Raw genomic sequence first — 25,842 nt, 5'->3', positions numbered from 1 at the left:
GCGGAAAGCCCCGTCAGGCCGCTTCGCGGGCGCGCCGTGCCTCGTAGGCCTTCAGGTGGACGTAGGCCGTGCGCAGCACCGAAGGCGCACAGGAAGAAGATGCGGCCGGCGCGCGGCCCAGCAGGTCGCCCACGATGTGGTCGGCCTCGACCGGCGCGCCGCGCACGATGTCCTTGTACATGGAGGCGGTCATCGGGGAGCCCGGCGCCGTCATGATGGCGCGGCCGCGCTCGACGGCTGCCGGGCGCGGCGCGAAGCCGTTGTGCGCGGCAATGGCGCAGCATTCGTCGAAGATCGCGAGCGCCACGTCCTGGCCGCCCGCGCTCGCGATGTCGCCGATGGAGGCGCGCATCAGGCTCGTGAGCCCGGCCGCCGAGGCGATGAAGACCCACTTCTCCCACATGTCCTGCGAGATGTTCTCGCTCAGCGTGGCGTCGAATTTCGCGCCCGCGAACTGCGCGGCAATGGCTTCGACCCGCGCCGAGCGTCCGCCCGCGCGCTCGCCGAAGGCAAGGCCGTGCATGTCGTTCAGGTGCAGCACACGGCCTTCGTCGTCCAGCGTGGCGGAGATCATGCACAGGCCGCCGAGCACGCGTTCGCTGCCGAAGCGCTCGGCCAGGCGGTCGATGTGGCTCATGCCGTTCAGCAGCGGAAGAATGACCGTGTCGGGCCCGACGGCTGGCGCGAACGACGCCATGGTCGCGTCGAGGTCGTAGGCCTTGCTGCCGACCACGACCACGTCGAACGGCGCCCGGATGTCTTCGGCCAGCACGTGGGGCGGCGAGGGCAGCTGCAGGTTGCCGAAGGGGCTCTGCACCACCAGACCGGTCTTCGCGATCTGCGCCGCCCGCCGCGGGCGCAGCAGAAAAGTGAGGTCGCGTCCCGCCTCCAGCAGCCGGCCGCCGAAATAACCACCGAGTGCACCGGCACCCACCATCAGAAATCGCATCGTGAACTGCTCCTGGAACCAAAGGGCTCGGGCGATGATGCACGCGATTGCGCAAGCCTGCTGCGCATGCCGCAAAGCCAGGGCGGGGCCGAAGAGCTTTTCTGGAAAAGGTCTTGGGCGCTTCGCATAATTGCCCGCGCCAATCCTTTTTGTCCCTTCTACATTTCAAGGAGCTTCATCCATGAGCCAGACCCGAATTGCCGTGATCGTCGGCAGCCTTCGCAAGGATTCGTTCAACCAGAAATTGGCCCTTGCGCTGGCGCACCTTGCGCCGCCGGACTTCACCTTCGAGCATTTGCGCATCGACGACCTGCCCCTGTACAACCAGGACGACGACGGCAACCAGGCGCCTTCGGTGAAGCGGCTCAAGACCGAGATCGTGGCGGCCCAGGGCCTGCTGTTCGTTACGCCCGAATACAACCGTTCGGTGCCTGGCGTGCTGAAGAATGCGATCGACCATGCCTCGCGCCCCTACGGGCAGAGCGCCTGGGCCGGCAAGCCCGCGGGCGTGGTGGGCATTTCGGTGGGCGCCACCGGCACTGCGCTGGCGCAGCAGCACCTGCGCAACGTGCTGGCCTATCTCGACGTTCCGACCCTGGGCGCGCCGGAGATCTTCCTGCAGTTCAAGGACGACCTGTTCGACGACAAGGGCCACATCGGCAATGAAGGCACGAAGAAGTTCCTGCAGGGCTGGATGGACAAGTACGTGGCCTGGATCAAGAGCCACGCGGCAGCCTGAGACGGCCTGGGTCCCTGAGCCCGCCAATGAAAATGCCGCCCCGGGGGCGGCATTTGCTTTTGGGATGGAACCGAGGCTCAGGCGGCCTGTGCCACGTCCTGCTGGTTGGCGGCTTCGGCCGTGGCCGCAAGGATGTCGGCGCGTGCCGCGGCCAGTGCGGCGGCCTTGGTGGCATCGCCCATGGCCACGCCTTCGGCACGCACGAAGCGCACGTCGGTGATGCCGAAGAAGCCGAACACCACCTTCAGGTAGCTCTCCTGGTGTTCCGCGGCCTGGCCGCCTTCGGTGGTCGAGTAGATGCCGCCGCGGCTGGACGCCACGATCACGGTCTTGCCGCCGGCCAGGCCCACGGGGCCCTTGTCGGTGTACTTGAAGGTGCGGCCGATTTGCGCGAGCCGGTCGATCCAGGCCTTGAGCTGGGTCGGCACCGAGAAGTTGTACAGCGGCGCGCCCACCACGATGACGTCGGAAGCCAGGAACTGGCTCACGAGCTGTTCCGAGAGCGCGTTCTCGCGCTGCTGGGCTTCGGTCGGCTGGGCCTGCACGCCGGTCTTGATGCCCAGGGCATCGGCGCCGAAGTGCGAGGGCGCATTGGCGGCAAGGTCGAGGTACTCGACCGTGGTGTCGGGATGCGCGGCTTTCCAGGCCGCCACGATCTCTGCCGTGAGGAGGCGGGAGGTCGAATTGGCACTCAGGATGCTGGAGTCGATGTGGAGCAGCTTCATGGTCGATCACTTTCGTGTGGAGGTCGGCGCTCAAAGGTGGCCGGCGATGGAGTAATTCTATTTTTGGTGCGAGTCTCTGATAAGTAGCCAAATTTTGACTACATCGTTCCACATGCAGGACAATCGGCGAATGCAAGACCTCAACGACATGGTTTTTTTCGCCGAAGTGGCCGAGCGCGGCGGCTTTGCCGCGGCCAGCCGCGCGCTCGGCATTCCCAAGTCGCGCCTGTCGCGCCGCGTGGCGGAGCTGGAAGACCGGCTCGGCGTGCAGCTGATGCAGCGCAGCACGCGGCGGCTGTCGCTCACGCCGGCGGGCGAGATCTTCCTGCGGCATTCGGCCGCCGTGCGCGACGCGGCGCAGGCCGCGACCGAGGCGGTGGCGCAGGTGCACACCGATCCCTGCGGCACGGTCCGCCTGAGCTGCCCGATCACCGTCGCCCACAGCGGGCTCGCGCAGCTGCTGCCGCGCTTCATGGAGCGCTATCCGGCGGTGCGCGTCGACCTGCGCGTCATGAACCGGCCGGTGGACCTGATCGAGGAGGGCATCGACATCGCGCTGCGCGTGCGCCCCGCCATCGAGGACAGCACCACGCTCGTGGCCAAGGTGCTGGGCACCAGCCGTGCCGTGCTGGTGGCCCGGCCGGATCTGCTGCAGCGCCTGGGCCCGGTCCGCACGCCGGCCGACCTCGAGCGGCTGCCCACGGCGGCCATGTCGGCCAACAGCGAGGGCCGCAGCGAATGGCGGCTCGAGGGCCCGAACGGCGAGATCCACGTGCACGTCCATACGCCGCGCTGCGTGGCGGACGATCTCGTGACGCTGCAGCTGGTTGCGCTCGAGGGCGTGGGCGCAACGCTGCTGCCGGGCTACATGTGCCGCGCCGACGTGGAGGCGGGCCGGCTCGTGCAGGTGCTGCCCGGCTGGGGGCCGGCGCCCGTCATTGCGCACATGGTCTTTCCGCCGCGCCGGGCCCTGGTGCCGGCGGTGCGCCAGCTGATCGACTTCCTGGCGGAGCACATGAGCGGGAGCCAATCGGGCATGTATTAGCCGGATCGGCGCCGCTTATGCGAAAAACGCCATAACCAAACAAGTAGATATTCGTTTGGCATTGAAGCTGCACTTCGCACAATCCCAGGTCCCATCCATCCAAGGAGCGACCATGGCGACCCTGCGACTCGGCGACACAGCCCCCAATTTCACCCAGGATTCCAGCGAAGGCCCCCTCGACTTCTACCAATGGGCCGGCGATTCGTGGGTGGTGTTCTTCTCGCACCCGGCCGATTTCACGCCCGTGTGCACCACCGAACTCGGCAAGACCGCGGCGCTGTCGGGCGAATTCGCCAAGCGCGGCGTGAAGCCCATCGCGCTGAGCGTCGACCCGGCCACCAAGCACAAGGAGTGGATCGGCGACATCAACGAGACGCAGAACACCACCGTCAACTTCCCGATCATTGCGGACCACGACCGCAAGGTGGCCGACCTGTACGACCTGATCCACCCGAACGCATCGGCCACGGCCACGGTGCGCAGCGTGTTCATCATCGACCCGAAGAAGGTGATCCGCGCGACCATCACCTACCCGGCCTCGACCGGCCGCAATTTCGACGAGATCCTGCGCGTGATCGATTCGCTGCAGCTCACCGACAGCCACAAGGTGGCCACGCCCGTGAACTGGAAGGATGGCGACGACGTGGTCATCATCCCGAGCATCCAGGACCCGGCCGAACTGGCGGAGCGCTTCCCCAAGGGCTTCAAGGCCGTGAAGCCTTACCTGCGCATCACGCCGCAGCCCAACAAGTAAGCGGACAGGGCAGCGCCTTCATGCAGACTTCCGTGATCATCGTGCCCGGCTGGCGCGACTCCGGGCCCGGCCATTGGCAGAGCCTGTGGGAAGAGCGCATTCCGGGCGCGGCGCGCGTGGTGCAGGACGACTGGGCATCGCCCAAGCGCGAGGCCTGGGTGGCCACGCTCGCCAGGCTGGTGCTCGAAAGCCCCGGGCCGGTGGTGATTGCCGCGCACAGCCTGGGCTGCATCGCCACGGCGCACCTGCCGGCCGAGGCGGCGGCGCGCATCCGCGGGGCGCTGCTGGTGGCGCCGGCCGATCCGGAGCGCCGGGCCGTGCTGTCGGACTTCGCGCCCGTGCCCTATGCGGCGCTGCCGTACCGCAGCATCGTGGTGGCGAGCAGCAACGATCCCTATTGTCCGATCCGCCTGGCCGGCGCGTATTCCCGCGCCTGGGGCAGTGAGTTTGTCCGCATGCAGAATGCGGGGCATATCAACATCGACTCGGGGCACGGAGACTGGCCGCTCGGCCTCGCCTTGCTCCAGTCGCTGACCGACGAGCCCGCCGCCTGGCCGGCGGGCCGTGAATTTTCAGAAAACTTGGCAACCACATGACTTCCAGATTCAAGACCTTTGCCGCCGTGCTCGCGCTGGCGTCTTCCGCGCTCGCGGGCGGCAGCGCCTTTGCCCAGGGCAACACGCTGCTGAACGCCTCGTACGACGTGGCGCGCGAGTTCTACAAGGACTACAACGCGGCGTTCGTGGCCAACTACAAGAAGACCACCGGCAAGGACGTGAAGATCGACCAGTCGCATGGCGGCTCCAGCGCCCAGGCGCGCGCGGTGGCCGACGGCCTCGATGCCGACGTGGTGACCATGAACACCACCACCGACATCGACTTCCTGGCCAACACCGGCGTGGTCGCGAAGGACTGGAACAAGAAATTCCCCGAGAACGCATCGCCCACCACCTCGACCATGCTGTTCCTGGTGCGCAACGGCAACCCCAAGGGCATCAAGGACTGGGAAGACCTGGTCAAGCCCGGCGTACAGGTCGTGATCGTCAACCCCAAGACCGGCGGCAACGGGCGCTACGCCTATCTCGCGGCCTGGGGCTACGTCAAGAAGAAGGGCGGCACCGACGCCCAGGCGGCCGAGTTCGTCGGCAAGCTGTTCAAGAACGTGCCGGTGCTGGCGCGCGGCGGCCGCGACGCCACCACCGCCTTCCTGCAGCGCAACATCGGCGATGCGCTGATCACCTTCGAATCCGAAGTGGTGTCGATCGAGCGCGAATTCGGCTCGGGCAAGGTCGATTCGGTCTACCCGTCGATCAGCATCGTGGCCGAGAACCCGGTGGCCGTGGTCGAGCGCACCACCAAGAAGAAGGGCACTGGCGAACTCGCCAAGGCCTACCTCGACTGGCTCTACTCCGAAGAGGCGCAGGAAATCGCCGCCAAGCACGCGCTGCGTCCGCGCTCGCAGGCCGTGCTCAAGAAGTACGCCGCCACCTTCAAGCCGCTGCAGCTGTTCACGGTGCAGGAACTGTTCGGCAGCCTCGGCGAAGCGCAGAAGGTGCACTTCAACGACGGCGGCCAGTTCGACAAGCTCTACACGCCCGGCGCAAAGTAAATGAGCGGCGCTGTTTCTTCGGCGCTCCCGTCCGCGGGAGCGCCTTTTTCGCGTGCCAACCGGGCAGGGGGCGCCAAGCGCGTGCTGCCCGGTTTCCACATCACGCTCGGCTTCTCCATTCTTTACCTGAGCCTGATCGTGCTGATCCCGCTCTCGGCGCTGGTCTTCAAGACCTTCACGCTGAGCTGGGAGCAGTTCTGGGTGGCCGTGACCGCGCCGCGCGTGATGGCCTCGTACCGGCTGACCTTCGGCGCCTCGCTGATCGCGGCCGTGGTCAACGCGGTGTTCGGCCTGCTCGTGGCCTGGGTGCTGGTGCGCTACAAGTTCCCGGGCAAGCGCATCGTCGATGCGCTGGTCGACCTGCCGTTCGCGCTGCCCACGGCGGTGGCCGGCATCTCGCTCACGGCGCTGCTCGCGGGCAACGGCTGGATCGGGCAGCTGCTCGAGCCGCACGGCATCAAGCTCGCGTTCACGCCGGCGGGCATCGTGATTGCGCTGATCTTCATCGGCCTGCCGTTCGTGGTGCGCACGGTGCAGCCGGTGCTCGAAGACGCCGAGAAGGAGCTCGAGGAAGCCGCCACGTCGCTCGGTGCGACGCGGCTGCAGACCTTCACCAAGGTAATCTTCCCGTCGATCGCGCCGGCGCTGCTCACGGGCTTTGCGATGGCCTTCGCACGCGCCATCGGCGAGTACGGATCGGTGATCTTCATTGCCGGCAACATGCCGATGATCTCGGAGATCACGCCGCTCATCATCATCGGCAAGCTGGAGCAGTACGACTTTGCCGGCGCCACCGCGGTCGCGCTCGTGATGCTGGTCATTTCATTCCTCTTGCTGCTGGTCATCAACGGCTTGCAGGCCTGGCAGCGCAAGCGCGCGGGAGCTTGAGATGAGTGCGCCTTCCAAGATCATTCGCCGCGCGCAGGCCGGCACCACCGAATCGGCCTGGGTGCGCTGGCTGCTCATCGGCGTTGCGCTCGCGTTCATGTTCCTGTTCCTCGTGCTGCCGCTGGCCGCCGTGGCGACGGAAGCCCTGCGCAAGGGCCTCGATGCCTATCTCGAAGCGCTGAAGGAACCCGACGCCTGGAGCGCGATCCGCCTCACGCTGATCACGGCCGCCATCGCGGTGCCGCTGAACCTGGTGTTCGGCGTGGCGGCGGCCTGGGCCATTGCCAAGTTCGAGTTCCGCGGCAAGGCCTTCCTGACCACGCTGGTGGACCTGCCGTTCGCGGTGTCGCCGGTGGTGGCGGGCCTGATCTACGTGCTGGTGTTCGGCGCGCAGGGCTGGCTCGGCCCGTGGCTGGCCGAACACGACATCAAGATCATCTTCGCGGTGCCGGGCATCGTGCTGGCGACCGTGTTCGTGACCTTTCCGTTCATTGCGCGCGAGCTCGTGCCGCTGATGCAGGCGCAGGGCACCGACGAGGAGCAGGCCGCGATCGTGCTCGGCGCGACCGGCTGGCAGACCTTCTGGCGCGTGACCCTGCCCAACATCAAGTGGGGCCTGCTGTACGGCGTGATCCTCTGCAACGCGCGCGCCATGGGCGAGTTCGGCGCGGTGTCGGTGGTGTCGGGCCACATCCGCGGCCAGACCAACACCATGCCGCTGCATGTGGAAGTGCTCTACAACGAATACCAGTCGGTCGCGGCCTTTGCCGTGGCCTCGCTGCTTGCCATCCTGGCGCTGGTCACGCTGGTGATCAAGTCGGTCATCGAGTGGCGCCACGAACGCGAAATGAAAGCCATTGCGGAGCTGCCGCCAGAGCGGCCCACGGCGGCTTGAGAAGGCTTCGAGTGAGGGGAACAACCCTCACCCCGGCTCTCTCCCCGAGGGGAGAGGGAGAAATCAGAAGAAGGCAGAGGAAGAGATTCCATGAGCATCGAAATCCGCAACATCAGCAAGCAGTTCGGCGACTTCCGCGCACTGAACAACGTGAACCTCGACGTCGAGTCGGGCGAGCTCGTCGCGCTGCTCGGTCCCTCGGGCTGCGGCAAGACCACGCTGCTGCGCATCATCGCGGGGCTGGAGACGGCCGACACCGGCAGCATTCTCTTTTCGGGCGAGGACACCACCGACGTGCATGTGCGCGAACGCCAGGTGGGCTTCGTGTTCCAGCACTACGCGCTGTTCCGCCACATGACGGTGTTCGAGAACGTCGCGTTCGGCCTGCGCGTGAAGCCGCGCAAGGAGCGCCCGAGCGACGCGCAGATCAGGCAGAAAGTGACCGACCTGCTCAAGCTGGTGCAGCTCGACTGGCTGGCCGACCGCTATCCTTCGCAGCTCTCGGGTGGCCAGCGGCAGCGCATCGCATTGGCGCGCGCGCTGGCGGTGGAACCCAAGGTGCTGTTGCTCGACGAACCCTTCGGCGCGCTCGACGCCAAGGTGCGCAAGGAACTGCGCCGCTGGCTGCGCCGGCTGCATGACGAGCTGCACGTCACCTCGATCTTCGTCACGCACGACCAGGAAGAAGCGCTCGAAGTGGCCGACCGCGTGGTGGTCATCAACAAGGGCCGCATCGAGCAGGTCGGCTCGCCGCAGGAGGTGTGGGACCAGCCCGCCAGCCCGTTCGTCTACGGCTTCCTGGGCGATGTGAACCTGTTCCACGGCCGGGCCGACAACGGCGCGGTGCAGCTCGACGGCATGCGCCTGGACTCGCCTGAACACAGCGGCGCGCGCGACGCCAAGGCCATGGCCTATGTGCGCCCGCACGACCTCACCGTGGAGCGCTACACCGCCGGCGCCACCGGCATCGTGGCCACCCTGTCGCGCGCCATCGTGGTCGGCCCGATCGCGCGGCTGGAACTTGAGCCCACCGAAACGAATCCAGATAATCCGGGCTCCGGAACCATCATCGAGGCGCAACTCCCTGCGCAACAGTTCCGTGAACTGGGCCTGCACGAGGGCGACACGGTCGTCGCCACGCCGCGCAAGGCCCGGGTGTTCGTAGAAGAAGATTGGGTTTCCCCTTGATCGATTGGTACTTCGGCGCGCCGCGCCGCGCGTATGGGCTGATCTGCCTGGCCTGCGTCCTGATGCTGGCCTTCGGGCTCTACCTGCAGCACGTGGTCGGCCTCGAGCCGTGCCCCATGTGCATCGTGCAGCGCTATGCGCTGGTGCTGGTGGCGCTCTTCACCGGCCTGGCCGGCGTGTTCAGGAGCCGCGGCCTGCAGGCCACGGGCGGTGTGCTGGCGCTGGTGGCAGCGGCCGGCGGCGCCTACACGGCGGCGGCTCAAAGCTGGCTCCAGTGGAACCCGCCCGAGGTCGTGACCTGCGGGCGCGACCTCTACGGAATGATCGAGACCTTTCCGCTCAAGCGGGCGCTGCCGATGATCTTCCGCGGCGGCGGCGACTGCTCGAAGGTCGACTGGTCGCTGTTCGGCCTGACGCTCGCGAACTGGTCGTTCATTGCCTTCGTGGTGCTGTCGGTCCTGCTGCTCGTGCTGCTTTTTCGCCGGCCCGCAGCGCGCTAGCTAGAGCGGCAGGGTGTCGAAGGCCGCGTAGGCGGTCGCCAGCCAGGACTTCACGCGCTGGCGCTCCAGCAGGCCCAGCGCATGCGGCCCTTCGCGGTCGTTCACGGCCTTCCAGAAACTGGTGTTCTGCGCATCGATCTTGCGCATGCTCGCCTCGTGCAGGCGCGGCAGCGTGATCACCCGGGCGCCGTTCGCGGTGGCCTTGGAAAGCGACTGCGACGCCAGCAGCATGCCGAAGTCGCTGCCGCGGCCGTAGTTCTGCACCACGATGTAGTTGGGCCGGTTGCCGAAGGTGTCGATCAGCGTGCCGAGCAGGTCGGTGGAGTCCTTGCCGTCGTCCAGCACGTGCCAGAAGTTGACGGCCACGCCCAACTCGTCGAACACGTCGAACAGGTCCGATTCCTTGATCCAGCGCGACAGCGGCGCGAGCGTCTGGGCCGCCAGGTCGACGATGACGCTTTGCTGCGGATTCGTCTCGAAGCCGTTCACCACGGTGTCCAGGCCCTCGAAGCTGTCGACCACGATGGGCGAGGCAAAGCCTTCGTAGAAGCGCGTGAACGAGCTGTGCGAGCGATCGGTATCGAAGCCCGTGAAGGGCTTGCTGTGGTCGATGAAGTACTGCGCCAGCACGCGCGCCGTGACCGACTTGCCGACACCGCCTTTTTCGCCGCCGATGAAATTGATGGAGCTCATGAGTTGCTGCTGCCTCGAAAGGGTGGAGGAGTGAAGGGCCGGATCATTCTAGGGGGCGGGCTTTTCTATTTGCCGCGCCGCGCCATCCCCTGCAGCAAGGGATGTGCCTGCAAGCGCTGCTGCAGCCGTTTCTTCCACGCGGCCGGCAGCGCCGATGCCTCGATCATCGCGGGCCAGCGGCTGCGCGCGAGCCGCGCCGTGTCGGCCACGGTGCGCCGCACCAGCGGCTCGTGCAGCCCGGCCGAGAAGCAGAAGGCGCGCACGCTGGCGGGCGTGAACAGGGCGCTGCGCCTGGGGGCGGCCTCGCCAGGCGTTGCGGGCAGAAGAGGCAGCGCATGGCCGTCGACGCCCTGCAGCGCCGCATAGGCCACGATGTCGTAGGCCGGCGCCAGCCGCGGCGCGATGCCGTCGGGGTACAGCACGCCAAAGTTCTTCAGATGCGCGTCGGGGTTGCCGAGCAGGTCGTTCACCGCAAGGCGCCGCACGAGTTCGAGCACCGCTTCCTCGCCCAGCGATGGAAAGGCGCGCATCGCCAGCGCCATGTCGAGGTAGCTGGCGCTGTACTTGTGCATCGGGTCGACCGCAAGCACCTGCGCGAAATCCTCGAAATGGATGCGGCGCGCGCCTTCGCGGTCGAAGCGCGTCACGGCAAGGAAGTCGGGCTCGTCGGGCAGCGCGTAGCTGTGCTCGGCCGCAATGGCCGAGAGCGGCGCGAGTTCGGCATGGCAGACCTCGACGCCGGCCGCACCCGCCATCTGCAGCGAGAGCATTTCCAGCTGCGGCATGTGGGGCCGCCCGGCCACCGGCAGCTTGGCGATCACGCGCGTGCTCGCGCCGGCGCGGGTGCGGGCCACGTAGCGCCCGCCTTGCCGGCGCAGGCCGAGCTTGGGCTGCACGCCCGACACCGAGATGCCCTGCGGCATCGGCAGCTCGACCACCGACATTTCGAGCGCGTCCTGGTCCTGGGTGATGAGCCGCTGCAAGGTGCCGCGGTCGACCGAGACCGGCCGCGCGCTCACCGCGCCGGGCAGGTCGCCGCCGCAGGCCGCAAGCAGCTCGAAATGGTCGTTCTCGCGGCAGCCGCGCAGCTGCGCGATGTGGCTGCGCAGGACGCCTTCGGGCAGCAGGTTCTGGAAGAAGCGCGGCAACTGCCCGCCCTGTGCGTTGAAGAGCGGGTTCTTGACGTCGCTCCACAGGGCGGCCTGCGCCGAGGGATCGCTGGCCACCATCGATAGCGACAGCACCTCGGGCGGCGGCGCGGCCACCAGTTCGGGCTCCGCCACGAAGCGGCAGAGGTCCGCGTACTGGAACAGCTTGCCGAAGCGGCGCGCGCCGAGCGAGATCTCGAGGATCTTGACGTTCATGGCGAAGGCTTTTTCGAACGGGGCCCGGACGCCGGAGCCGGCGGCACCGCCGCAGCGCCGACGGCGTTGCCGATGCGCGTGGGCACCGGGCGGTAGCCGGGCTCGGCGTCCGCGCGTTCCCCGAAGCCCTTGGGCGCGAGCTGCAGCTCGAGGCCCAGGGCATCCACCAGCGCCAGCAGCGAGGACATCTGCGGATTTCCCTTCAGGCTCAGCGCATTGCGCACCGAACGTTCGGTGAGGCCGGAGCGCAGCGCGATTTCAGCGTTGCCGAGACCCGCGGCTTCGCGCCGGGCCGCCAGGGCGGTGATGAGTTCCTGCTTGTTCACGGAAACATATTACCGCAAGCTGCAGTTTCGGAAATATGTTTCCGAGAGTGCCCGCAATCGCTACCGGGGAATGAGCGTGAAGAAGGGCATCACGACGCCCATGACCCAGTTCTGCCCGAAATCGAGCGCCGCGCGCCGGTACTTCTCGTCGGCCTGGGCGGCCAGCAGGTCGAGCCGCGCCACCACCTTGGACAGTTCGCGGTCGGCCACGAGGTTGCGCCCGCGCTCGCTGATCTCGGTGGCCAGCAGCAGCGGCTGGCCGTCGGGGCCGGTCTTGGAGGCAATCAGCCAGAGCGATATCTCGAAGTTGCGCGCGGCCCGGAAGCTGTTCTCGGCATTGACGCCGTCGAGCATGGTCTGGTCCCAGGTGTCGCCGTTGGCCTGCTTGAGCATGGTGGCCCAGCCGACGACCAGTGCCGCCACCCGGTCGCCCTGGTAGCCCTGCGGCCCGGTATCGAAAGCCATGCGGATGGCTTCGATGCCCGTGGCGCCGCGCAGCTCGGGCAGGGCAGGGCCGGTCAGCACCGCATCCCAGGCGCGCTGGGCGGCCGCCTCGACGCTGGCGGCCGACTTGCGCCATTCGCGCGGATTGCGTCGGTAGAGCGTGGTCTGCACGCGCCGGATCGATTGCAGGTTGTCGCGCAGCGAGAGGTTGGCAATGCGGTTGGCGCTGGACTGCAACCATTCCTGGTTGCTATAGGCTTCGGCGCGGTTGGTGGAACGCACGGCCGCGCAGCCGCCAAGGCCCAGCAGGGCGGCCGCACCGGCCAGCAGGCAGCCGCGGCGCGCGGCAAGAGGTGATGAAACCAGGGAATCGCTCATGCCCTGACGTTATCATCCACGGCTGGGGCGGCGGCCTGTCTCGAACGGCAGGTCCGTGCAATTTTCCTTACAAATCAATACCTTGGCGTCATGCCAAGGCAGGCCGACAAGTCGTGCGTCTCAATTCCATCAAGCTTTCGGGCTTCAAGTCGTTCGCCGAACCCACCAACTTCCTGCTGCCGGGCCAACTGGTCGGCGTCGTCGGGCCCAACGGTTGCGGCAAGTCGAACATCATGGATGCGGTGCGCTGGGTGCTGGGCGAGTCGCGCGCGTCGGAGCTGCGCGGCGAGTCGATGCAGGACGTGATCTTCAACGGCACGACCACGCGCAAGCAGGCCAGCCGTTCGAGCGTGGAACTGGTGTTCGACAACGCCGACCACCGCGCGGGCGGCCAGTGGAACCAGTTCGGCGAAATTGCCGTGCGGCGCGTGCTCACGCGCGACGGCACCAGCAGCTACTACATCAACAACCAGCCGGTGCGCCGCCGCGACGTGCAGGACGTGTTCCTGGGCACCGGCCTCGGACCGCGCGCCTACGCGATCATCGGCCAGGGCACGATCAGCCGGATCATCGAGTCCAAGCCCGAGGAGCTGCGCCTGTTCCTCGAAGAGGCGGCGGGCGTCTCCAAGTACAAGGAGCGCCGGCGCGAAACCGAAAACCGCCTGGGCGACACGCGCGAGAACCTCACGCGCGTGGAAGACATCCTGCGCGAACTCAACGCCAACCTCGAAAAGCTCGAGAAGCAGGCCGAGGTGGCTGCGCGCTACAACGCGCTGCAGGGCGAAGCCACCAAAAAGCAGCACCAGCTGTGGTTCCTCAAGCGCAGCGAAAGCGATGCCGACCAGGCCAAGATCAAGGCCGACTCGGAAAAGGCGATCAACGACCTCGAGTCGCGCACCGCCGACCTGCGCCGCATCGAATCCGAACTCGAAACCGTGCGCCAGGCCCACTACGCGGCCGGCGACCAGGTCAACCAGGCCCAGGGCAAGCTCTACGAAGCCAGCGCCGAAGTGGGCCGCCTCGAAGGCGAGATCCGCTTCGTGGTCGAAGGCCGCCAGCGCGTGGAGCAGCGGCTGGTCCAGCTGCGCGAGCAGATGGGCCAATGGGGCCGCCGCCGCGAAGAGGCCGAGGCGGAGATCGAAACCCTGGCCGGCCAGGGCGTCGACGCGGAAGAGCAGGCCGTGCTGCTGGCCGCGCAGCTCGAGGAACACGACGCGCGCATGCCCGAGCTCGAGGAAGCCGTGCAGCGCGCCCAGGACGAGGCCAACGCCCAGCGCAGCACCGTCTCGCAGGTGCAGCAGCAGATCCAGGTGCTGGCGGCCGACCAGCGCAACATCGAAGAGCAGAGCCGGCAGCTCACGCAGCGCAGCGAACGCCTGCGCGCCGACCAGAACGCACTGGCCGCGCCCGACGAGGCGCGCCTGCAAGCCCTGCAGGAAGAGCATGCGGCCGCGCAGGAAACCGCGAGCGAGGCCGACGCGCGCCTGCACGAGCTGCAGGAATCGGTGCCGCAGCTCGACGACGACCGCCGCGCCAAGCAGCAGGCCGTCAACACCGAAGGCGCGCGCCATGCCGAGCTCTCGGCGCGGCTCGAGGCGCTGCGTGCGCTGCAGGAAAAGGTCAAGACCGATGGCAAGCTGGCGCCCTGGCTCGCCAAGCACGGGCTCGAAGGCATGCAGGGGCTGTGGAGCCGCATCCACATCGAGCAGGGCTGGGAAAACGCGCTCGAAGCGGCGCTGCGCGAACGCCTGGGCGCGCTCGAGGTCAGCCGGCTCGACATGGTGCGCGCCTTCGGCAACGATGCGCCGCCCGCCAAGCTCGCGTTCTACAGCCCGCCCGCGGCCGGCGCGCCGCAAGGTACGGCCGCGCTGCCGCGCCTGTCGAGCCTGCTGCGCCTGAACGATGCGGGCCTGCAGGCCCTGCTGACCGACTGGCTGCACGGCTGCTACACCGCGCAGAGTTTCGAAGAAGCGCTCGCGCAGCGCGCCACGCTGCAGCCGGGCGAAGTCATCTACGTGCAGAGCGGCCACGCCGTCTTCTCGCACAGCGTCAATTTCTACGCCCCCGATTCCGAGCAGGCTGGCCTGCTGGCGCGCCAGCAGGAAATGGAAAACCTCGAGCGCCAGCTGCGTGCCCAGGCCCTCATCAGCGAAGAGGCGCGCACCGCGCTGGTCCGCGCCGAAGCCGCCTACGCCGATGCGGCGCAGCGCCTCGTCACGGCGCGCCGCGAAGCGGCCGAAACGCAATCGCGTGCGCATGAACTGCAGGTCGAGACGCTGCGCATGACGCAGCTCGCCGAGCAGACGCGCGCGCGCAGCGAGCAGCTGGCTGCCGACCTGGCCGAGGTCGACGCGCAGCTGGAAGAACTGCAGGAAAAGCGCATGGCGGCCGAAGGCCGCTTCGAAGAGCTCGACATGCAGCTGGCCGACAGCCAGGAGCGCCACGCGCAGCTCGACGAACGCGTGATCGAGGCCGGCCGCGTGCTGGCCGCGAGCCGCGAGCAGCACCGCAGCCTCGAGCGGCAGGCGCAGGAGGCCACCTTCTCGCAGCGCACGCTCGAAGCCCGCCGCGGCGAGCTGAACCGCGCGATCGAAACCGCATCGCAGCAGGTGCTGTCGCTCACCGACGAAGACGAGCGCGCCCGCGCCGAACTCGGCCGGCTGTCCGATGCGGCGGCCCAGGCCGGCCTGCAGGACGCGCTGGCGCTCAAGCTCGAGCGCGAGGCCGCGCTGGGTGCGGCGCGCAGCCAGTACGACGACCTCACGCTGAAGCTGCGCGCCAGCGACGAACGCCGGCTGCAGCTGGAGCGCGAACTCGATCCGCTGCGCCAGCGCATCACCGAATTCCAGCTCAAGGAACAGGCCGCGCGCCTGGGCGTCGAGCAATACCAGCAGCTGCTGGACGACGCCGGCGCCGACCTCGAGGCCGTTGCCCAGTCGATCGAAGCCGACAAGGTCCGCCTCACCGGCCTGCAAGGCGAGATCGACCGCCTGAACCGCGAAGTGGTGGCGCTGGGCGCGGTCAACCTGGCGGCGCTCGACGAGCTCGCCGTGGCCAGCGAGCGCAAGACCTTCCTCGATGCGCAGTCCGCCGACCTGAACGAGGCCATCGGCACGCTGGAAGACGCCATCCGCAAGATCGACGCCGAGACGCGCGACCTGCTGGGCGGCACCTTCAAGATCGTCAACGAGCACTTCAGCCGCATGTTCCCCGAGCTGTTCGGCGGCGGCAATGCACGGCTCGTGATGACCGGCGACGAGATCCTCGACGCCGGCGTGCAGGTGCTGGCGCAGCCGCCCGGCAAGAAAAACCAGACCATCCACCTGCTCTCGGGCGGCGAGAAGGCGCTCACGGCCATTGCGCTGGTGTTCGCGATCTTCCAGCTCAACCCGGCGCCTTTCTGCCTGCTCGACGAAGTGGACGCGCCGCTGGACGATGCGAACACCGAACGCTATGCCAAACTCGTGACCGCCATGAGCCGCGAAACCCAGTTCCTCTTCATCAGCCACAACAAGATCGCCATGGAAATGGCCGAGCAGCTGATCGGCGTCACCATGCAGGAGCAGGGCGTCTCGCGCATCGTCGCGGTCGACATGGAAGCGGCCGCCTCCATGGTCGAGGCTGCTTGATCCGGGCAGCCCATGAGCAATCTCACTCTCGCCCTGGCCATCCTCGGCGGCCTCGTCCTCGCGGCCGTCGTTGCCTACAACACCCTGACCTCGCGCCGCAATGCGCCGCGCCAGCCCGACGCCGCTGACCGCGACCTGTCCGAGGCGGACCCTCGGCCATCGTCCTCGTCCGACGGCGTGGAGCCGATGCTGCACATCGATCCGCACCCGACGCCGGGTCATGAACGCCACGAACCGCTGTTCGACCCCGACCTGCCCGCGCCCAGCGCGAGCCCGGTGCCCGCGGCCGAGCGGCGCGGCGGGCTCGATCCGCTGATCGACGTGATCGCGCCGGTGTCGCTGGACGGGCTCGCATCGGGCGACGCGGCCATTGCCGCCATGCCGCCCACGCGCCGCGCGGGCAGCAAGCCCGTGGCCATCGAGGGCTTGAACGAACACACCGGCCAGTGGGAGCCGCCCGTGCCGGGCCAGCGCTACAGCGCCTTCCAGGTGGGTGTGCAGCTGGCGAACCGCACCGGCGCGCTCAACGAGATCGAATACTCCGAATTCGTGGTCAAGGCGCAGGCCTTTGCCGATGCCGTCAACGGCGCGCTCGAATTTCCTGAAATGCTCGACGAGGTGGCGCGCGCCCGCGAGCTCGACCAGTTCGCCAGCGCGCACGATGCGCAGCTGGGCTTCGTGCTGCGCGCGCTGCATGCCGCCTGGAGTCCCGGCTACGTGCAGCAGAACGCGGCGCGGCTGGGCTTTGTGGCCGGCATCATCCCGGGGCGCATGGTGCTGCCGACCAGCGAGGCCGGGCTGCCGCCGATCCTCGGGCTCTCGTTCGACACGCAGGCCGCGCTGGCCGACGATCCGGCGCAGTCGGCCATCCGCGAACTCAGCCTGAGCCTGGACGTGCCGCAGGTCGACCGCGCCGAGCAGCCGTTCCGCCGCATGCGCGAAGCCGCCGCCACGCTGGCGCGCGAGATGGACGGCGTGGTCACCGACAGCGACGGCCAGCTGCTGCGCGAGGAAACCATGGATGCGATCGGCGCCGACCTCGAGCAGCTCTACGACACGCTCGAGTCGCGCGACCTGGCCGCCGGCTCGCCCCTGGCGCGCCGCCTTTTCAGCTGATCCGATCGTTCGGGAGACACCCATGACCACGCGCGACGAAGCGGCACGCGAAGCCGCCGCACTGAGCGAACAGCTCCACAAGCACGCCCATCTCTACTACGTGCTCGATGCGCCCGAGCTGCCCGACGCCGAGTACGACCGGCTGTTCCAGCGGCTGCAGGCGCTGGAAGCCGAATACCCCGAACTGCGCACGCCCGATTCGCCCACGCAGCGCGTCGGCGGCAAGGTGCTCGAAGGCTTCGTGAAGGTGCGCCACAAGGTGCCGATGCTGTCGATCCGCACCGAGACCGACATCTCGCCCGGCGGCGCCAGCGCCTTCGATGCCCGCGTGCGCAAGGAACTGGGCCTGGCCGAGGACGGGCCGCAGGTCGAGTACGTCTGCGAACTCAAGTTCGACGGCCTGGCCATGAACCTGCGCTATGAGAACGGCGTGCTGGTGCAGGCCGCGACGCGCGGCGATGGCGAGGTCGGCGAGGAGGTCACGCAGAACATCCGCACGGTGCGCGAGATTCCGCTGCGGCTCAATGGCAAGGCGCCGCCCGTGGTCGAGGTGCGCGGCGAGATCTACATGAAGCGCGCCGACTTCGAGGCGCTCAACGAGCGCCAGCGCGAGAAGATCGCGGCCGGGCAGAAGAACGAGAAGGTCTTCGTCAATCCGCGCAATGCCGCGGCCGGCGCGGTGCGCCAGCTCGATCCGGCCATTGCGGCGGCGCGGCCGCTGAGCTTTTTTGCCTACGGCCTCGGCGAGGTCACGCCGGCCAGCGAAGGCGGGCCGGAATTTCCGACCCAGTTCGACTGGCTGCAGCAGTTCCACGCCTGGGGCTTTCCGGTGGCCACGCAGACCGCACGCGCGACCGGTGCCATCGAACTGATCGCCTTCCACGAGAACATCGGGCGCCAGCGCGATGCCTTGCCCTACGACATCGACGGCGTGGTCTACAAGGTCGACAGCATCGAGCTGCAGCGGCGGCTGGGCTTCGTCTCGCGCGAACCGCGCTGGGCCGTGGCACACAAGTACCCGGCGCAGGAGCAGATCACCGAGGTGCTGGGCATCGAGGTGCAGGTCGGGCGTACCGGCAAGCTCACGCCGGTGGCCAAGCTCGCGCCGGTCTTCGTGGGCGGCGTGACCGTCACCAACGCCACGCTGCACAACGAGGACGAGGCGCGCCGCAAGGACGTGCGCGTGGGCGACAAGGTGATCGTGCGGCGGGCCGGCGACGTGATCCCCGAAGTGGTCGGCGTGGTGCCCGAAAGCCTCGCCAGGCCCGAGGGCGAGCGAGGCCTGCTCTTCACCATGCCGCACCAGTGCCCGGTGTGCGGATCGGAAGCGCTGCGCGAAGAGGGCGAAGTCGACTACCGCTGCACCGGCGGCCTGTTCTGCGCGGCCCAGCGCAAGGAAGCCATCCTGCACTTTGCGGCGCGCCGCGCGGTCGACATCGACGGGCTCGGCGACAAGCTGGTCGAGCAGCTGGTCGATGCCAACCTGATCCGCACCTTGCCCGACCTCTACAAGCTCGGATTCGCCACGCTGGCGGGGCTGGACCGCATGGCCGACAAGTCGGCCAAGAACCTCGTCGATGCGCTCGAGGCGTCGAAGAAGACCACGCTGCCGCGCTTCCTGTTCGGCCTGGGCATACGGCACGTGGGCGAGAGCACGGCCAAGGACCTGTCCAAGCACTTCGGCAAGCTCGACGCGATCATGGATGCGAGCGAGGAGCAGTTGCTGGAAGTCAACGACGTGGGCCCGGTCGTCGCGCAAAGCCTGCGCACCTTCTTCGACCAGCCGCACAACCGCGAGGTGGTCGAGCAGCTGCGCGCCTGCGGGCTGACCTGGGAGGAGGGCGAACCCGCCGCCCGGGCGCCCAAGCCGCTGGCGGGGCTGACCTTCGTGATTACCGGCACCCTTCCTACGCTGAGCCGCGACGAAGCCAAGGACAAACTGGAAGCAGCCGGCGCCAAGGTGGCGGGTTCCGTCAGCAAGAAGACCAGCTACCTGGTGGCCGGCGAAGAGGCCGGCAGCAAGCTGGACAAGGCGCGCGAGATCGGCGTGGAGGTGATCGACGAGGCGCGTATGCTGGAGCTGCTCGCCGGCGGTGCGCCGGGTTGAAGGGGGTGAAGCGCGGTTCTTACCGGCAGTTACGCGACTTCACACCACCGCAGTCAACAGGGCCTACAAGCTGGCGTTGAAAACTGAAGGCTGACAAGGAGTCCCTCATGCAGAAAATTCGTGTTCTCGGTATCAGTGTCGCCATCGGCGGCTTCGCGCTGCTTGGCGGCTGCGTGGCTGTTCCTGGCGACCCCTACTACAGCGGGGGCTATTCGCAGCCGTACTACTCGGATCCGGTGGTGGTGAATCCGGCGCCGGTCTATATCCAGGGCGGCGGCTACTACGAAGGCGGGCGCCGCTATTACGACCATGACCGCCCCTACTACGGTGGCAGGCCCTACTACGGGCGCCCGGGCTACCCGGTGGCGCGTCCGGTGCCAGTGCCGGTTCCCGTGCCTGTGCCTTCTCGCCCCGGCTGGGGCGGCGGCGGTGGCGCGCGGCCGCCGGCTGCCGGCGTGTCGCCGCTGCCGCAATACCGGCCGGATCCGCCGCGCGGCGCGTCGCGGCTGTGGTCGTCGCCCGACTCCAAGGGACAAACCCCTCCATGACGCCGCGGCGGGGCCGCTCGCGATAATCCCGCCATGGCCATCCGCGAAATCCTCAAGATGGGCGACCCCCGGCTGCTGCGCATTGCACAGCCGGTGGCTGCCTTCGACACCGACGAACTGCACCTGCTGGTGCGCGACATGTTCGAGACCATGCTGGCCGTCAATGGGGCGGGCCTGGCCGCGCCGCAGATCGGTGTCGACCAGCAACTCGTGATCTTCGGCACCGACGTGGTCAATCCCCGCTATCCCGACGCGCCGCCGGTGCCGCGCACCGTGCTGCTGAACCCGGTCATCACGCCGATCGGCGACGAGGAAGAAGAGGGCTGGGAAGGGTGCCTCTCGGTGCCGGGCCTGCGCGGCGTGGTGCCGCGCTTTGCCAACATCCGCTATACCGGCTTCGACCCCTACGGCGATCCGATCGACCGCGTCGCGAGCGGCTTTCATGCACGCGTGGTGCAGCATGAAGTCGATCACCTGCTGGGCAAGCTCTATCCGATGCGGGTGCGCGACTTCTCGCGCTTCGGCTATACCGACGTCCTGTTTCCAGGGCTGGACGCGAACGACGACGAGTGACGAAAGAACGGCCGGCACGCCGCCGGCCGCATGCTTCCTTCCTTCTTCCTTCAGTTGTACTTGCCGCCCAGGCCGAACCGGCCGCCGCCGAAGAGCGCAATGGCAAGTGCCGAGAACAGGAACATGCCCTGCAGTTCCAGCGCCCAGCCGCCCTGGCCATTGAGTGCGCCCAGGTCTTTCCGGTGCACGAGCCAGATGGCCACCAGCATGTTGAGCGCAACGATCAGCGCAGCCGGACGGGTGAACAGGCCCACGATGAGCAGCACGGGCGCAAGGATCTCGCCCACATAGACCAGGTAAGCCATGGCGGCCGGCAAGCCGTGGGATGCCAGCATGCCGCCGATGCCGTCGACGCCCTTGCCGACCTTCGCGATGCCGTGCAGCAGGATGAGGATGCCGAGCGCGACGCGCAGAACGAGCTTGCCGGTGTCATCGGATTTGGTCATGTGCAGATTCCTGGTGAAGTGATTGAAGGCCCGTATGTTAGTGAATGCGGCGTCCAAGAAAAACACCGTGCCGGCGCCTGCGGCATATGCATCCAACCGCCCGTTCTTTGGCAGAGTGGCGCGCAGCCTCGTACACTGGCTTTTGCTTGTTGTTGAGGAGAACACACCAATGAAGAACCGATTCCGTCCCGCACTGGCCATGGCCGCAGCCGTTGCAGCGCTTGCCGCTGCCGCCCCCGCCTTTGCCGGCAAGACCCTCGATGCCGTCAAGCAGCGCGGCACCGTCAAGTGCGGCGTGACCAATGGCGTGGCCGGCTTTTCCGCGCCCGATACGCAGGGCAACTGGTCGGGCCTGGACGTCGACACCTGCCGCGCCATTGCGGCGGCCGTGCTCGGCGATCCGAAGAAGGTCGACTTCGTGCCGCTCAATTCGCAGCAGCGCTTCTCGGCGCTGCAGGCCGGCGAGATCGACATCCTTGCGCGCAACACCACCTGGACGCTCACGCGCGATGCGTCGCTGGGCTTCAACTTCACCACCATCACCTACTACGACGGCCAGGGTTTCCTGGTGCCGAAGAAGCTCAAGGTGACGAGCGCCAAGCAGCTCAAGAACGCGACCATCTGCACGCAGTCGGGCACCACCAACGAGAAGAACGTGTCCGACTACTTCCGCGCGCAGAACATCCCGGTCAAGACGGTGGTGTTCGAGAGCTTCGAGGCCTCGTTCAAGGCCTTCTTCTCGGGCCGCTGCCAAGCCTTCACCACCGACGCCTCGGCGCTGGCGGGCTTGCGCAACAAGGAAGCGCCGAACCCCGACGACTACGTCATCCTGCCCGAGCTCATTTCCAAGGAGCCGCTCGCGCCGCTGGTGCGCCGCGGCGACGACGAATGGTTCGCCATTGCCAAATGGGTGCCCAACGCGCTCATCGAGGCCGAGGAATTCGGCGTCACGCAGGCCAATGCCGACGAGCTCAAGGCCGGCAGCAAGGACCCGGCGCAGCAGCGCCTGCTGGGCGCCGGCGAAGACCTGGGCAAGCTGCTGGGCCTGGACAAGGACTGGTCGTTCCGCGCCATCAAGGCCGTCGGCAACTACGGCGAGATGTTCGAGCGCAACGTGGGCCCCAAGTCGGTCCTGAAGCTGCCGCGCGGCTCGAACAACCTCTGGAACAAGGGCGGCCTGATCTACGCACCACCGGTTCGATGAGCAGCGGAGCCTCGCGCCGCGGCGCCTGGCTGGGCTGGGTCGTCCAGGCGCTGCTGGTGCTGGCCGTGGTGGCCGGCGCGGCCTGGGTCGTGAACCATGCGCTCGAGGTCTTGCGGGCGCGCGGCGTCCGATCGGGCTTCGACTTTCTTGCCGAGCCTGCGGGCTTCTCCATCAGCGAAGGCTGGCTCGGCTTCGAGGCCAGCCAGCCGTTCTGGCGCGCCTTCCTTGCGGGCCTGGTCAACACGGTGCGCGCCTCGGTGCCCGCCGCCATTTTTTCGGTGGTGCTCGGCACGCTGATCGGCATCGGCCGGCTCGCGCCGCACGTGCTGCTGCGCGGCATCTGCACCGCCTACGTCGAGCTGCTGCGCAACGTGCCACTGCTCGTGCAGCTGCTGATGCTGGCCTTTGCGATTGCCAACCTGCTGCCCGATCCCACCGAGCCTGTGCGGCTGCTGCCGGGCGTGTGGCTCAGCAAGGGCGGCCTGAGCGTGCCCTGGCCGGCGTCGGGCGAGGGTGGCTGGTGGCCCACGCATTTCGATTGGCCCGAGCGCGGCGACTTCGGCGTGAGCGGTGGCGCGGCGCTGAGTCCGGAGTACGTGACCATCGTCGCGGGCCTGTCTTTTTACTCGGCCGCGTTCGTGGCCGAGATCGTGCGCGCCGGCATCCTCTCGGTGCCGCAGGGGCAGGTGCTTGCGGGCCAAGCGCTGGGACTCGCGCCGGTACAGCAGCTGCGCATCGTGATCCTGCCGCAGGCGCTGCGGGTGATCGTGCCCTCGCTCACCAACCAGCTGCTGAGCCTCGTCAAGAATTCATCGCTCGCGGTGGCCGTCGGCTATCCGGAGCTGGTGTCGGTGGCCAACACCACCATCGGCTCGAACGGCCGTGCCTTCGAGTGCATCGCCATCATCATGGCGGTCTACCTGCTGTTGTCGCTGCTGATCTCCTTCGGCATGAACCGCTACAACGCGCGCGTCGCGCTCAGGGGCTGGCGATGAGGAACGTGGCCCAGGGCCCGATCGCCTGGCGCAGCGAACTCTGGGGTTCGCCGCCGCGGGCGCTGGCGACCGTGCTGCTGCTCGCGCTGCTGGCATGGGGCGGCTACCACGCGGTCGAATGGGGCGTGCTGCACGCCGTCTTCCGGCCTGACGCGGAAGCCTGCCGCGCGGTGCAGCATGGCGCCTGCTGGGGCGTGGTGGCCGAGAAATGGCGCCCGATGCTGTTCGGCCGCTTTCCCTACGAAGAGCAATGGCGCCCGGCCATTGCCGTGGCCGTGCTGTCGGCCGTCACTGTGATGAGCGCCTGGCCGCGCAGCTGGCGCTGGTGGCTGGCGCTGCTCTGGGTGGTGGCGCTCGTGCTGTTCGTGCTGCTGATGCGCGGCGGCGTGGCGGGCCTCGCCCCCGTGCCGACCAGCCGCTGGGGCGGATTGCCGCTCACCATCGGCCTGGCGGTGGTGGGCCTCGCGCTGGCCTTTCCGCTCGCGCTGCTGCTCGCGCTCGGGCGCCGCTCGGGTTGGCCGGTGGTCCGCACGCTCAGTGCGAGCTACATCGAGCTGGTGCGCGGCGTGCCGCTGATCTCGGTGCTGTTCATGGCCTCGTTCCTGCTGCCGCTGCTCTGGCCCGCGGGCTGGCAGCCCGATGTGCTGGTGCGCGTGCTGGCGGGGCTCACGCTGTTCGTTGCGGCCTACCTGGCCGAGATCATCCGCGGCGGCTTGCAGGCCGTGCCGCGCGGCCAGACCGAAGTGGCGATGGCGCTGGGCTTCGGCCGCTGGCCGGTGCAGCGGGACATCGTGCTGCCGCAGGCCCTGCGGCTGGTGGTGCCGGCGCTGACCAACAGCGTGGTCGGCACCTTGAAGGACACCTCGCTGGTCACGGTGGTCGGCCTGTTCGAGCTGACCGGCGCGCTGGGCCTCGCACTCGGCGGCGACCCGACCTGGCGGCCGTTCTACCTCGAGGGCTACCTCTTCGTTGCGGCGGTGTACTGGGTGCTGTGCTTCGGGCTATCGCGCTACAGCGTGTGGCTCGAGCGGCGGCTGGGAGAGGGCGCGCGCTGAACGCGCCGGCCGCACTCAGCCCGCCAGCGCCTTGTCGACCAGCAGCTGCGCCTCCTCGAGGATGCGGCCCAGGTGCTCGGCACCGAGAAAGCTCTCGCCGTAGATCTTGTAGATGTTCTCGGTGCCCGAGGGCCGCGCGGCGAACCAGCCGTTCTCGGTGACCACCTTCACGCCGCCGATGGCCGCGCCGTTGCCGGGTGCGTGGCTCAGCACGTCCTGGATCTTCTCGCCGGCAAGCTCGGTGGACAGCACCTGCTGCGGCGACAGGCTGGAGAGCTTCTTCTTCTGCTCGACGGTGGCCGCCGCATCCACGCGATTGGCCACCGGCTGGCCCAGCGCCTGCGCCAGTTCGGCAAAGCGTTCGCCGGGATCGCGCCCGGTGCGCGCGGCAATCTCGGCCGAGAGCAGGGCGGGCACGATGCCGTCCTTGTCGGTGGTCCATACCGTGCCGTCGCGCCGCAGGAAGGTAGCGCCCGCGCTTTCCTCGCCGCCAAAGCCCAGCGACGAATCCACCAGCCCGTCGACGAACCACTTGAAGCCCACCGGCACCTCGTAGAGCCTGCGGCCCAGCCGGGCGGCCACGCGGTCGATCATCTGGCTGCTGACCACCGTCTTGCCCACGGCCGCATGCGCCGCCCACTGCGGCCGGTGCGTGAAGAGGTAGTCGGCCATCACCGCCAGGTAGTTGTTGGGCGGCAGCAGCCCCGCGCTGCGCGTGACGACGCCGTGGCGGTCATGGTCGGTGTCGCAGGCAAAGGCAATGCCGAAGCGTTCCCGCAGGCCGATCAGCTGGTGCATGGCGTCGGGCGACGACGGGTCCATGCGGATGCGGCCGTCCCAGTCGAGCGACATGAAGCGGAAGGTGGGGTCGACCTCCTGGCTCAGCACATTGAGCCGCCCGAGCTTGTAGCGCTCGGCGATGGCCGGCCAGTAGCGCACGCCCGCGCCGCCCAGCGGATCGACACCCAGGTCGATCTCCACGCCGCGGATCGCATCCATGTCGAGCACCTGCGCGAGGTCTTCGACGTAGGTGTTGAGGTAGTCGTGGCGGTGCGTGGTCGCAGCGCGCAGCGCCTGGGCGAGCGGCAGGCGCTTCACGCCCTTGAGGTCCGCCGCAAGAAAAGCATTGGCCGCGGCTTCGACCGCCGAGGTGATGTCGGTGCCCGCGGGGCCGCCGTTCGGCGGGTTGTACTTGAAGCCGCCGCTTTCGGGCGGGTTGTGCGAAGGCGTGATCACGATGCCGTCGGCCAGCCCCGCCGTGCGTCCGCGGTTGTAGACCAGGATCGCATGCGAGACGGCGGGCGTGGGCGTGTACTCGTCGTCCTTCGACAGCATCAGCTCGACGCCGTTGGCCGCCAGCACTTCCACCGCGCTGTTGAAGGCGGGCGTCGAAAGCGCATGCGTGTCGATGCCGAGGAACAGCGGGCCGTCGATGCCCTTCTGGCGCCGGTAGTCGGCAATGGCCTGGCTCATGGCCAGCACATGCCATTCGTTGAACGCGTTGTCGAAGGAGGAGCCGCGGTGGCCCGAGGTGCCGAAGGCCACGCGCTGCGAAGGCACCGAGGGATCGGGCCGGCCGGTGTAGTAGGCCGAGATCAGGCGCGGGACATTGACGAGCAGGTCCAGCGGTGCGGGCTGGCCTGCGAGGGGATTGGTTTTCTGGCTCATGTCG

25 protein-coding genes are annotated in these 25,842 nt (G+C 68.1%); 17 read left to right on the top strand and 8 right to left on the bottom strand.

From position 1 onward, the window contains the following. Nucleotides 1-13 precede the first annotated feature (13 nt). The gene (panE, locus tag ACAM58_RS14300) at nucleotides 14-949 is read right to left on the bottom strand and encodes a 2-dehydropantoate 2-reductase (RefSeq protein ID WP_012748069.1); all 936 of its coding nucleotides are present in this window, start codon (nucleotides 947-949) and stop codon (nucleotides 14-16) included. Between the two features lie 181 nt (nucleotides 950-1,130). Between panE and ACAM58_RS14295 the strand changes: the two genes are divergently transcribed. Next, nucleotides 1,131-1,688 (top strand): NADPH-dependent FMN reductase, encoded by a 558-nt coding sequence (locus ACAM58_RS14295; protein ID WP_012748068.1) that lies wholly within the window; start codon nucleotides 1,131-1,133, stop codon nucleotides 1,686-1,688. Between the two features lie 77 nt (nucleotides 1,689-1,765). On the opposite strand, the gene ACAM58_RS14290 is transcribed toward ACAM58_RS14295, so the two are convergent. After that, nucleotides 1,766-2,413: an FMN-dependent NADH-azoreductase gene (locus ACAM58_RS14290; protein ID WP_012748067.1), complete on the bottom strand. Its 648-nt coding sequence runs from the start codon at nucleotides 2,411-2,413 to the stop codon at nucleotides 1,766-1,768. A gap of 130 nt (nucleotides 2,414-2,543) precedes the next feature. Between ACAM58_RS14290 and ACAM58_RS14285 the strand changes: the two genes are divergently transcribed. The 8 genes from ACAM58_RS14285 (at nucleotide 2,544) to ACAM58_RS14250 (ending at nucleotide 9,292) form a co-directional block, all read left to right on the top strand. Further along, nucleotides 2,544-3,458, top strand: coding sequence for a LysR family transcriptional regulator (locus ACAM58_RS14285; protein WP_012748066.1), 915 nt, complete (start codon nucleotides 2,544-2,546; stop codon nucleotides 3,456-3,458). Between the two features lie 112 nt (nucleotides 3,459-3,570). Then, nucleotides 3,571-4,212, top strand: coding sequence for a peroxiredoxin (locus tag ACAM58_RS14280; RefSeq protein ID WP_012748065.1), 642 nt, complete (start codon nucleotides 3,571-3,573; stop codon nucleotides 4,210-4,212). A 20-nt stretch (nucleotides 4,213-4,232) separates the two neighbouring features. Further along, nucleotides 4,233-4,808, top strand: a complete 576-nt coding sequence (locus ACAM58_RS14275) for an alpha/beta hydrolase (RefSeq protein ID WP_012748064.1) — start codon at nucleotides 4,233-4,235, stop codon at nucleotides 4,806-4,808. Further along, nucleotides 4,805-5,821 carry a sulfate ABC transporter substrate-binding protein gene (locus ACAM58_RS14270; protein ID WP_012748063.1) on the top strand — a complete coding sequence of 339 codons (1,017 nt, stop codon included), beginning with the start codon at nucleotides 4,805-4,807 and terminating at the stop codon, nucleotides 5,819-5,821. Before ACAM58_RS14275 ends, ACAM58_RS14270 begins: the two co-directional genes overlap by 4 nt. Beyond that, complete coding sequence (cysT, locus tag ACAM58_RS14265; protein ID WP_012748062.1) at nucleotides 5,822-6,709, top strand: sulfate ABC transporter permease subunit CysT; 888 nt, start codon at nucleotides 5,822-5,824, stop codon at nucleotides 6,707-6,709. Nucleotide 6,710: 1 nt separating this feature from the next. Beyond that, on the top strand, nucleotides 6,711-7,604 hold the full coding sequence (gene cysW, locus ACAM58_RS14260; RefSeq protein WP_012748061.1) for a sulfate ABC transporter permease subunit CysW: 894 nt from the start codon (nucleotides 6,711-6,713) through the stop codon (nucleotides 7,602-7,604). Between the two features lie 90 nt (nucleotides 7,605-7,694). Next, the gene (locus ACAM58_RS14255; RefSeq protein ID WP_012748060.1) at nucleotides 7,695-8,792 is read left to right on the top strand and encodes a sulfate/molybdate ABC transporter ATP-binding protein; all 1,098 of its coding nucleotides are present in this window, start codon (nucleotides 7,695-7,697) and stop codon (nucleotides 8,790-8,792) included. Then, the gene (locus ACAM58_RS14250; protein ID WP_041945520.1) at nucleotides 8,789-9,292 is read left to right on the top strand and encodes a disulfide bond formation protein B; all 504 of its coding nucleotides are present in this window, start codon (nucleotides 8,789-8,791) and stop codon (nucleotides 9,290-9,292) included. Before ACAM58_RS14255 ends, ACAM58_RS14250 begins: the two co-directional genes overlap by 4 nt. On the opposite strand, the gene ACAM58_RS14245 is transcribed toward ACAM58_RS14250, so the two are convergent. The 4 genes from ACAM58_RS14245 to ACAM58_RS14230 all read right to left on the bottom strand — a co-directional run bounded on the left by ACAM58_RS14245 (nucleotide 9,293) and on the right by ACAM58_RS14230 (nucleotide 12,497). After that, complete coding sequence (locus tag ACAM58_RS14245; RefSeq protein WP_012748058.1) at nucleotides 9,293-9,985, bottom strand: mobilization protein; 693 nt, start codon at nucleotides 9,983-9,985, stop codon at nucleotides 9,293-9,295. A gap of 65 nt (nucleotides 9,986-10,050) precedes the next feature. Further along, nucleotides 10,051-11,349, bottom strand: a complete 1,299-nt coding sequence (locus tag ACAM58_RS14240) for a type II toxin-antitoxin system HipA family toxin (protein ID WP_012748057.1) — start codon at nucleotides 11,347-11,349, stop codon at nucleotides 10,051-10,053. Next, nucleotides 11,346-11,675 (bottom strand): transcriptional regulator, encoded by a 330-nt coding sequence (locus tag ACAM58_RS14235; protein WP_012748056.1) that lies wholly within the window; start codon nucleotides 11,673-11,675, stop codon nucleotides 11,346-11,348. Before ACAM58_RS14235 ends, ACAM58_RS14240 begins: the two co-directional genes overlap by 4 nt. 60 nt (nucleotides 11,676-11,735) lie before the next feature. Next, a complete protein-coding gene (locus ACAM58_RS14230) occupies nucleotides 11,736-12,497 on the bottom strand; it encodes a hypothetical protein (RefSeq protein ID WP_012748055.1) in 762 nt (253 codons plus the stop codon). Between the two features lie 113 nt (nucleotides 12,498-12,610). On the opposite strand from ACAM58_RS14230, the gene smc reads away from it, so the two are divergent. The 5 genes from smc (at nucleotide 12,611) to def (ending at nucleotide 20,470) form a co-directional block, all read left to right on the top strand. Next, nucleotides 12,611-16,126 carry a chromosome segregation protein SMC gene (smc, locus tag ACAM58_RS14225; RefSeq protein WP_012748054.1) on the top strand — a complete coding sequence of 1,172 codons (3,516 nt, stop codon included), beginning with the start codon at nucleotides 12,611-12,613 and terminating at the stop codon, nucleotides 16,124-16,126. Nucleotides 16,127-16,138: 12 nt separating this feature from the next. After that, nucleotides 16,139-17,242 (top strand): cell division protein ZipA C-terminal FtsZ-binding domain-containing protein, encoded by a 1,104-nt coding sequence (locus ACAM58_RS14220; protein ID WP_012748053.1) that lies wholly within the window; start codon nucleotides 16,139-16,141, stop codon nucleotides 17,240-17,242. 22 nt (nucleotides 17,243-17,264) lie between these two features. Next, complete coding sequence (ligA, locus tag ACAM58_RS14215) at nucleotides 17,265-19,349, top strand: NAD-dependent DNA ligase LigA (RefSeq protein ID WP_012748052.1); 2,085 nt, start codon at nucleotides 17,265-17,267, stop codon at nucleotides 19,347-19,349. 173 nt (nucleotides 19,350-19,522) lie between these two features. Continuing rightward, entirely contained in the window at nucleotides 19,523-19,897 is a 375-nt protein-coding gene (locus ACAM58_RS14210; protein ID WP_259347703.1) for a hypothetical protein, read from the top strand. 33 nt (nucleotides 19,898-19,930) lie between these two features. Then, nucleotides 19,931-20,470: a peptide deformylase gene (gene def / locus ACAM58_RS14205; RefSeq protein ID WP_012748050.1), complete on the top strand. Its 540-nt coding sequence runs from the start codon at nucleotides 19,931-19,933 to the stop codon at nucleotides 20,468-20,470. A gap of 50 nt (nucleotides 20,471-20,520) precedes the next feature. Here the strand turns inward: def and ACAM58_RS14200 are convergent, their stop codons facing one another. Beyond that, nucleotides 20,521-20,916, bottom strand: coding sequence for a DoxX family protein (locus ACAM58_RS14200; protein ID WP_012748049.1), 396 nt, complete (start codon nucleotides 20,914-20,916; stop codon nucleotides 20,521-20,523). A gap of 169 nt (nucleotides 20,917-21,085) precedes the next feature. Here ACAM58_RS14200 and ACAM58_RS14195 point away from each other — a divergent pair, with 169 nt between their 5' ends. From ACAM58_RS14195 to ACAM58_RS14185, 3 genes are read left to right on the top strand one after another with little or no spacing between them, the layout of a single operon-like run. After that, nucleotides 21,086-22,120 carry an amino acid ABC transporter substrate-binding protein gene (locus tag ACAM58_RS14195; protein WP_012748048.1) on the top strand — a complete coding sequence of 345 codons (1,035 nt, stop codon included), beginning with the start codon at nucleotides 21,086-21,088 and terminating at the stop codon, nucleotides 22,118-22,120. Further along, the gene (locus tag ACAM58_RS14190) at nucleotides 22,117-23,115 is read left to right on the top strand and encodes an ABC transporter permease subunit (protein ID WP_012748047.1); all 999 of its coding nucleotides are present in this window, start codon (nucleotides 22,117-22,119) and stop codon (nucleotides 23,113-23,115) included. Before ACAM58_RS14195 ends, ACAM58_RS14190 begins: the two co-directional genes overlap by 4 nt. Next, nucleotides 23,112-24,170, top strand: a complete 1,059-nt coding sequence (locus ACAM58_RS14185) for an amino acid ABC transporter permease (protein WP_012748046.1) — start codon at nucleotides 23,112-23,114, stop codon at nucleotides 24,168-24,170. Before ACAM58_RS14190 ends, ACAM58_RS14185 begins: the two co-directional genes overlap by 4 nt. 15 nt (nucleotides 24,171-24,185) lie before the next feature. On the opposite strand, the gene pgm is transcribed toward ACAM58_RS14185, so the two are convergent. Further along, the gene (pgm, locus tag ACAM58_RS14180; protein WP_012748045.1) at nucleotides 24,186-25,838 is read right to left on the bottom strand and encodes a phosphoglucomutase (alpha-D-glucose-1,6-bisphosphate-dependent); all 1,653 of its coding nucleotides are present in this window, start codon (nucleotides 25,836-25,838) and stop codon (nucleotides 24,186-24,188) included. Nucleotides 25,839-25,842: the final 4 nt, after the last annotated feature.

This window comes from Variovorax sp. V116 (assembly GCF_041154435.1).
GTDB lineage: Bacteria > Pseudomonadota > Gammaproteobacteria > Burkholderiales > Burkholderiaceae_C > Variovorax > Variovorax paradoxus.
The sequence above is the reverse complement of the archived record's forward strand: the minus strand, read 5'-3'. Positions and strand labels throughout refer to the sequence as shown.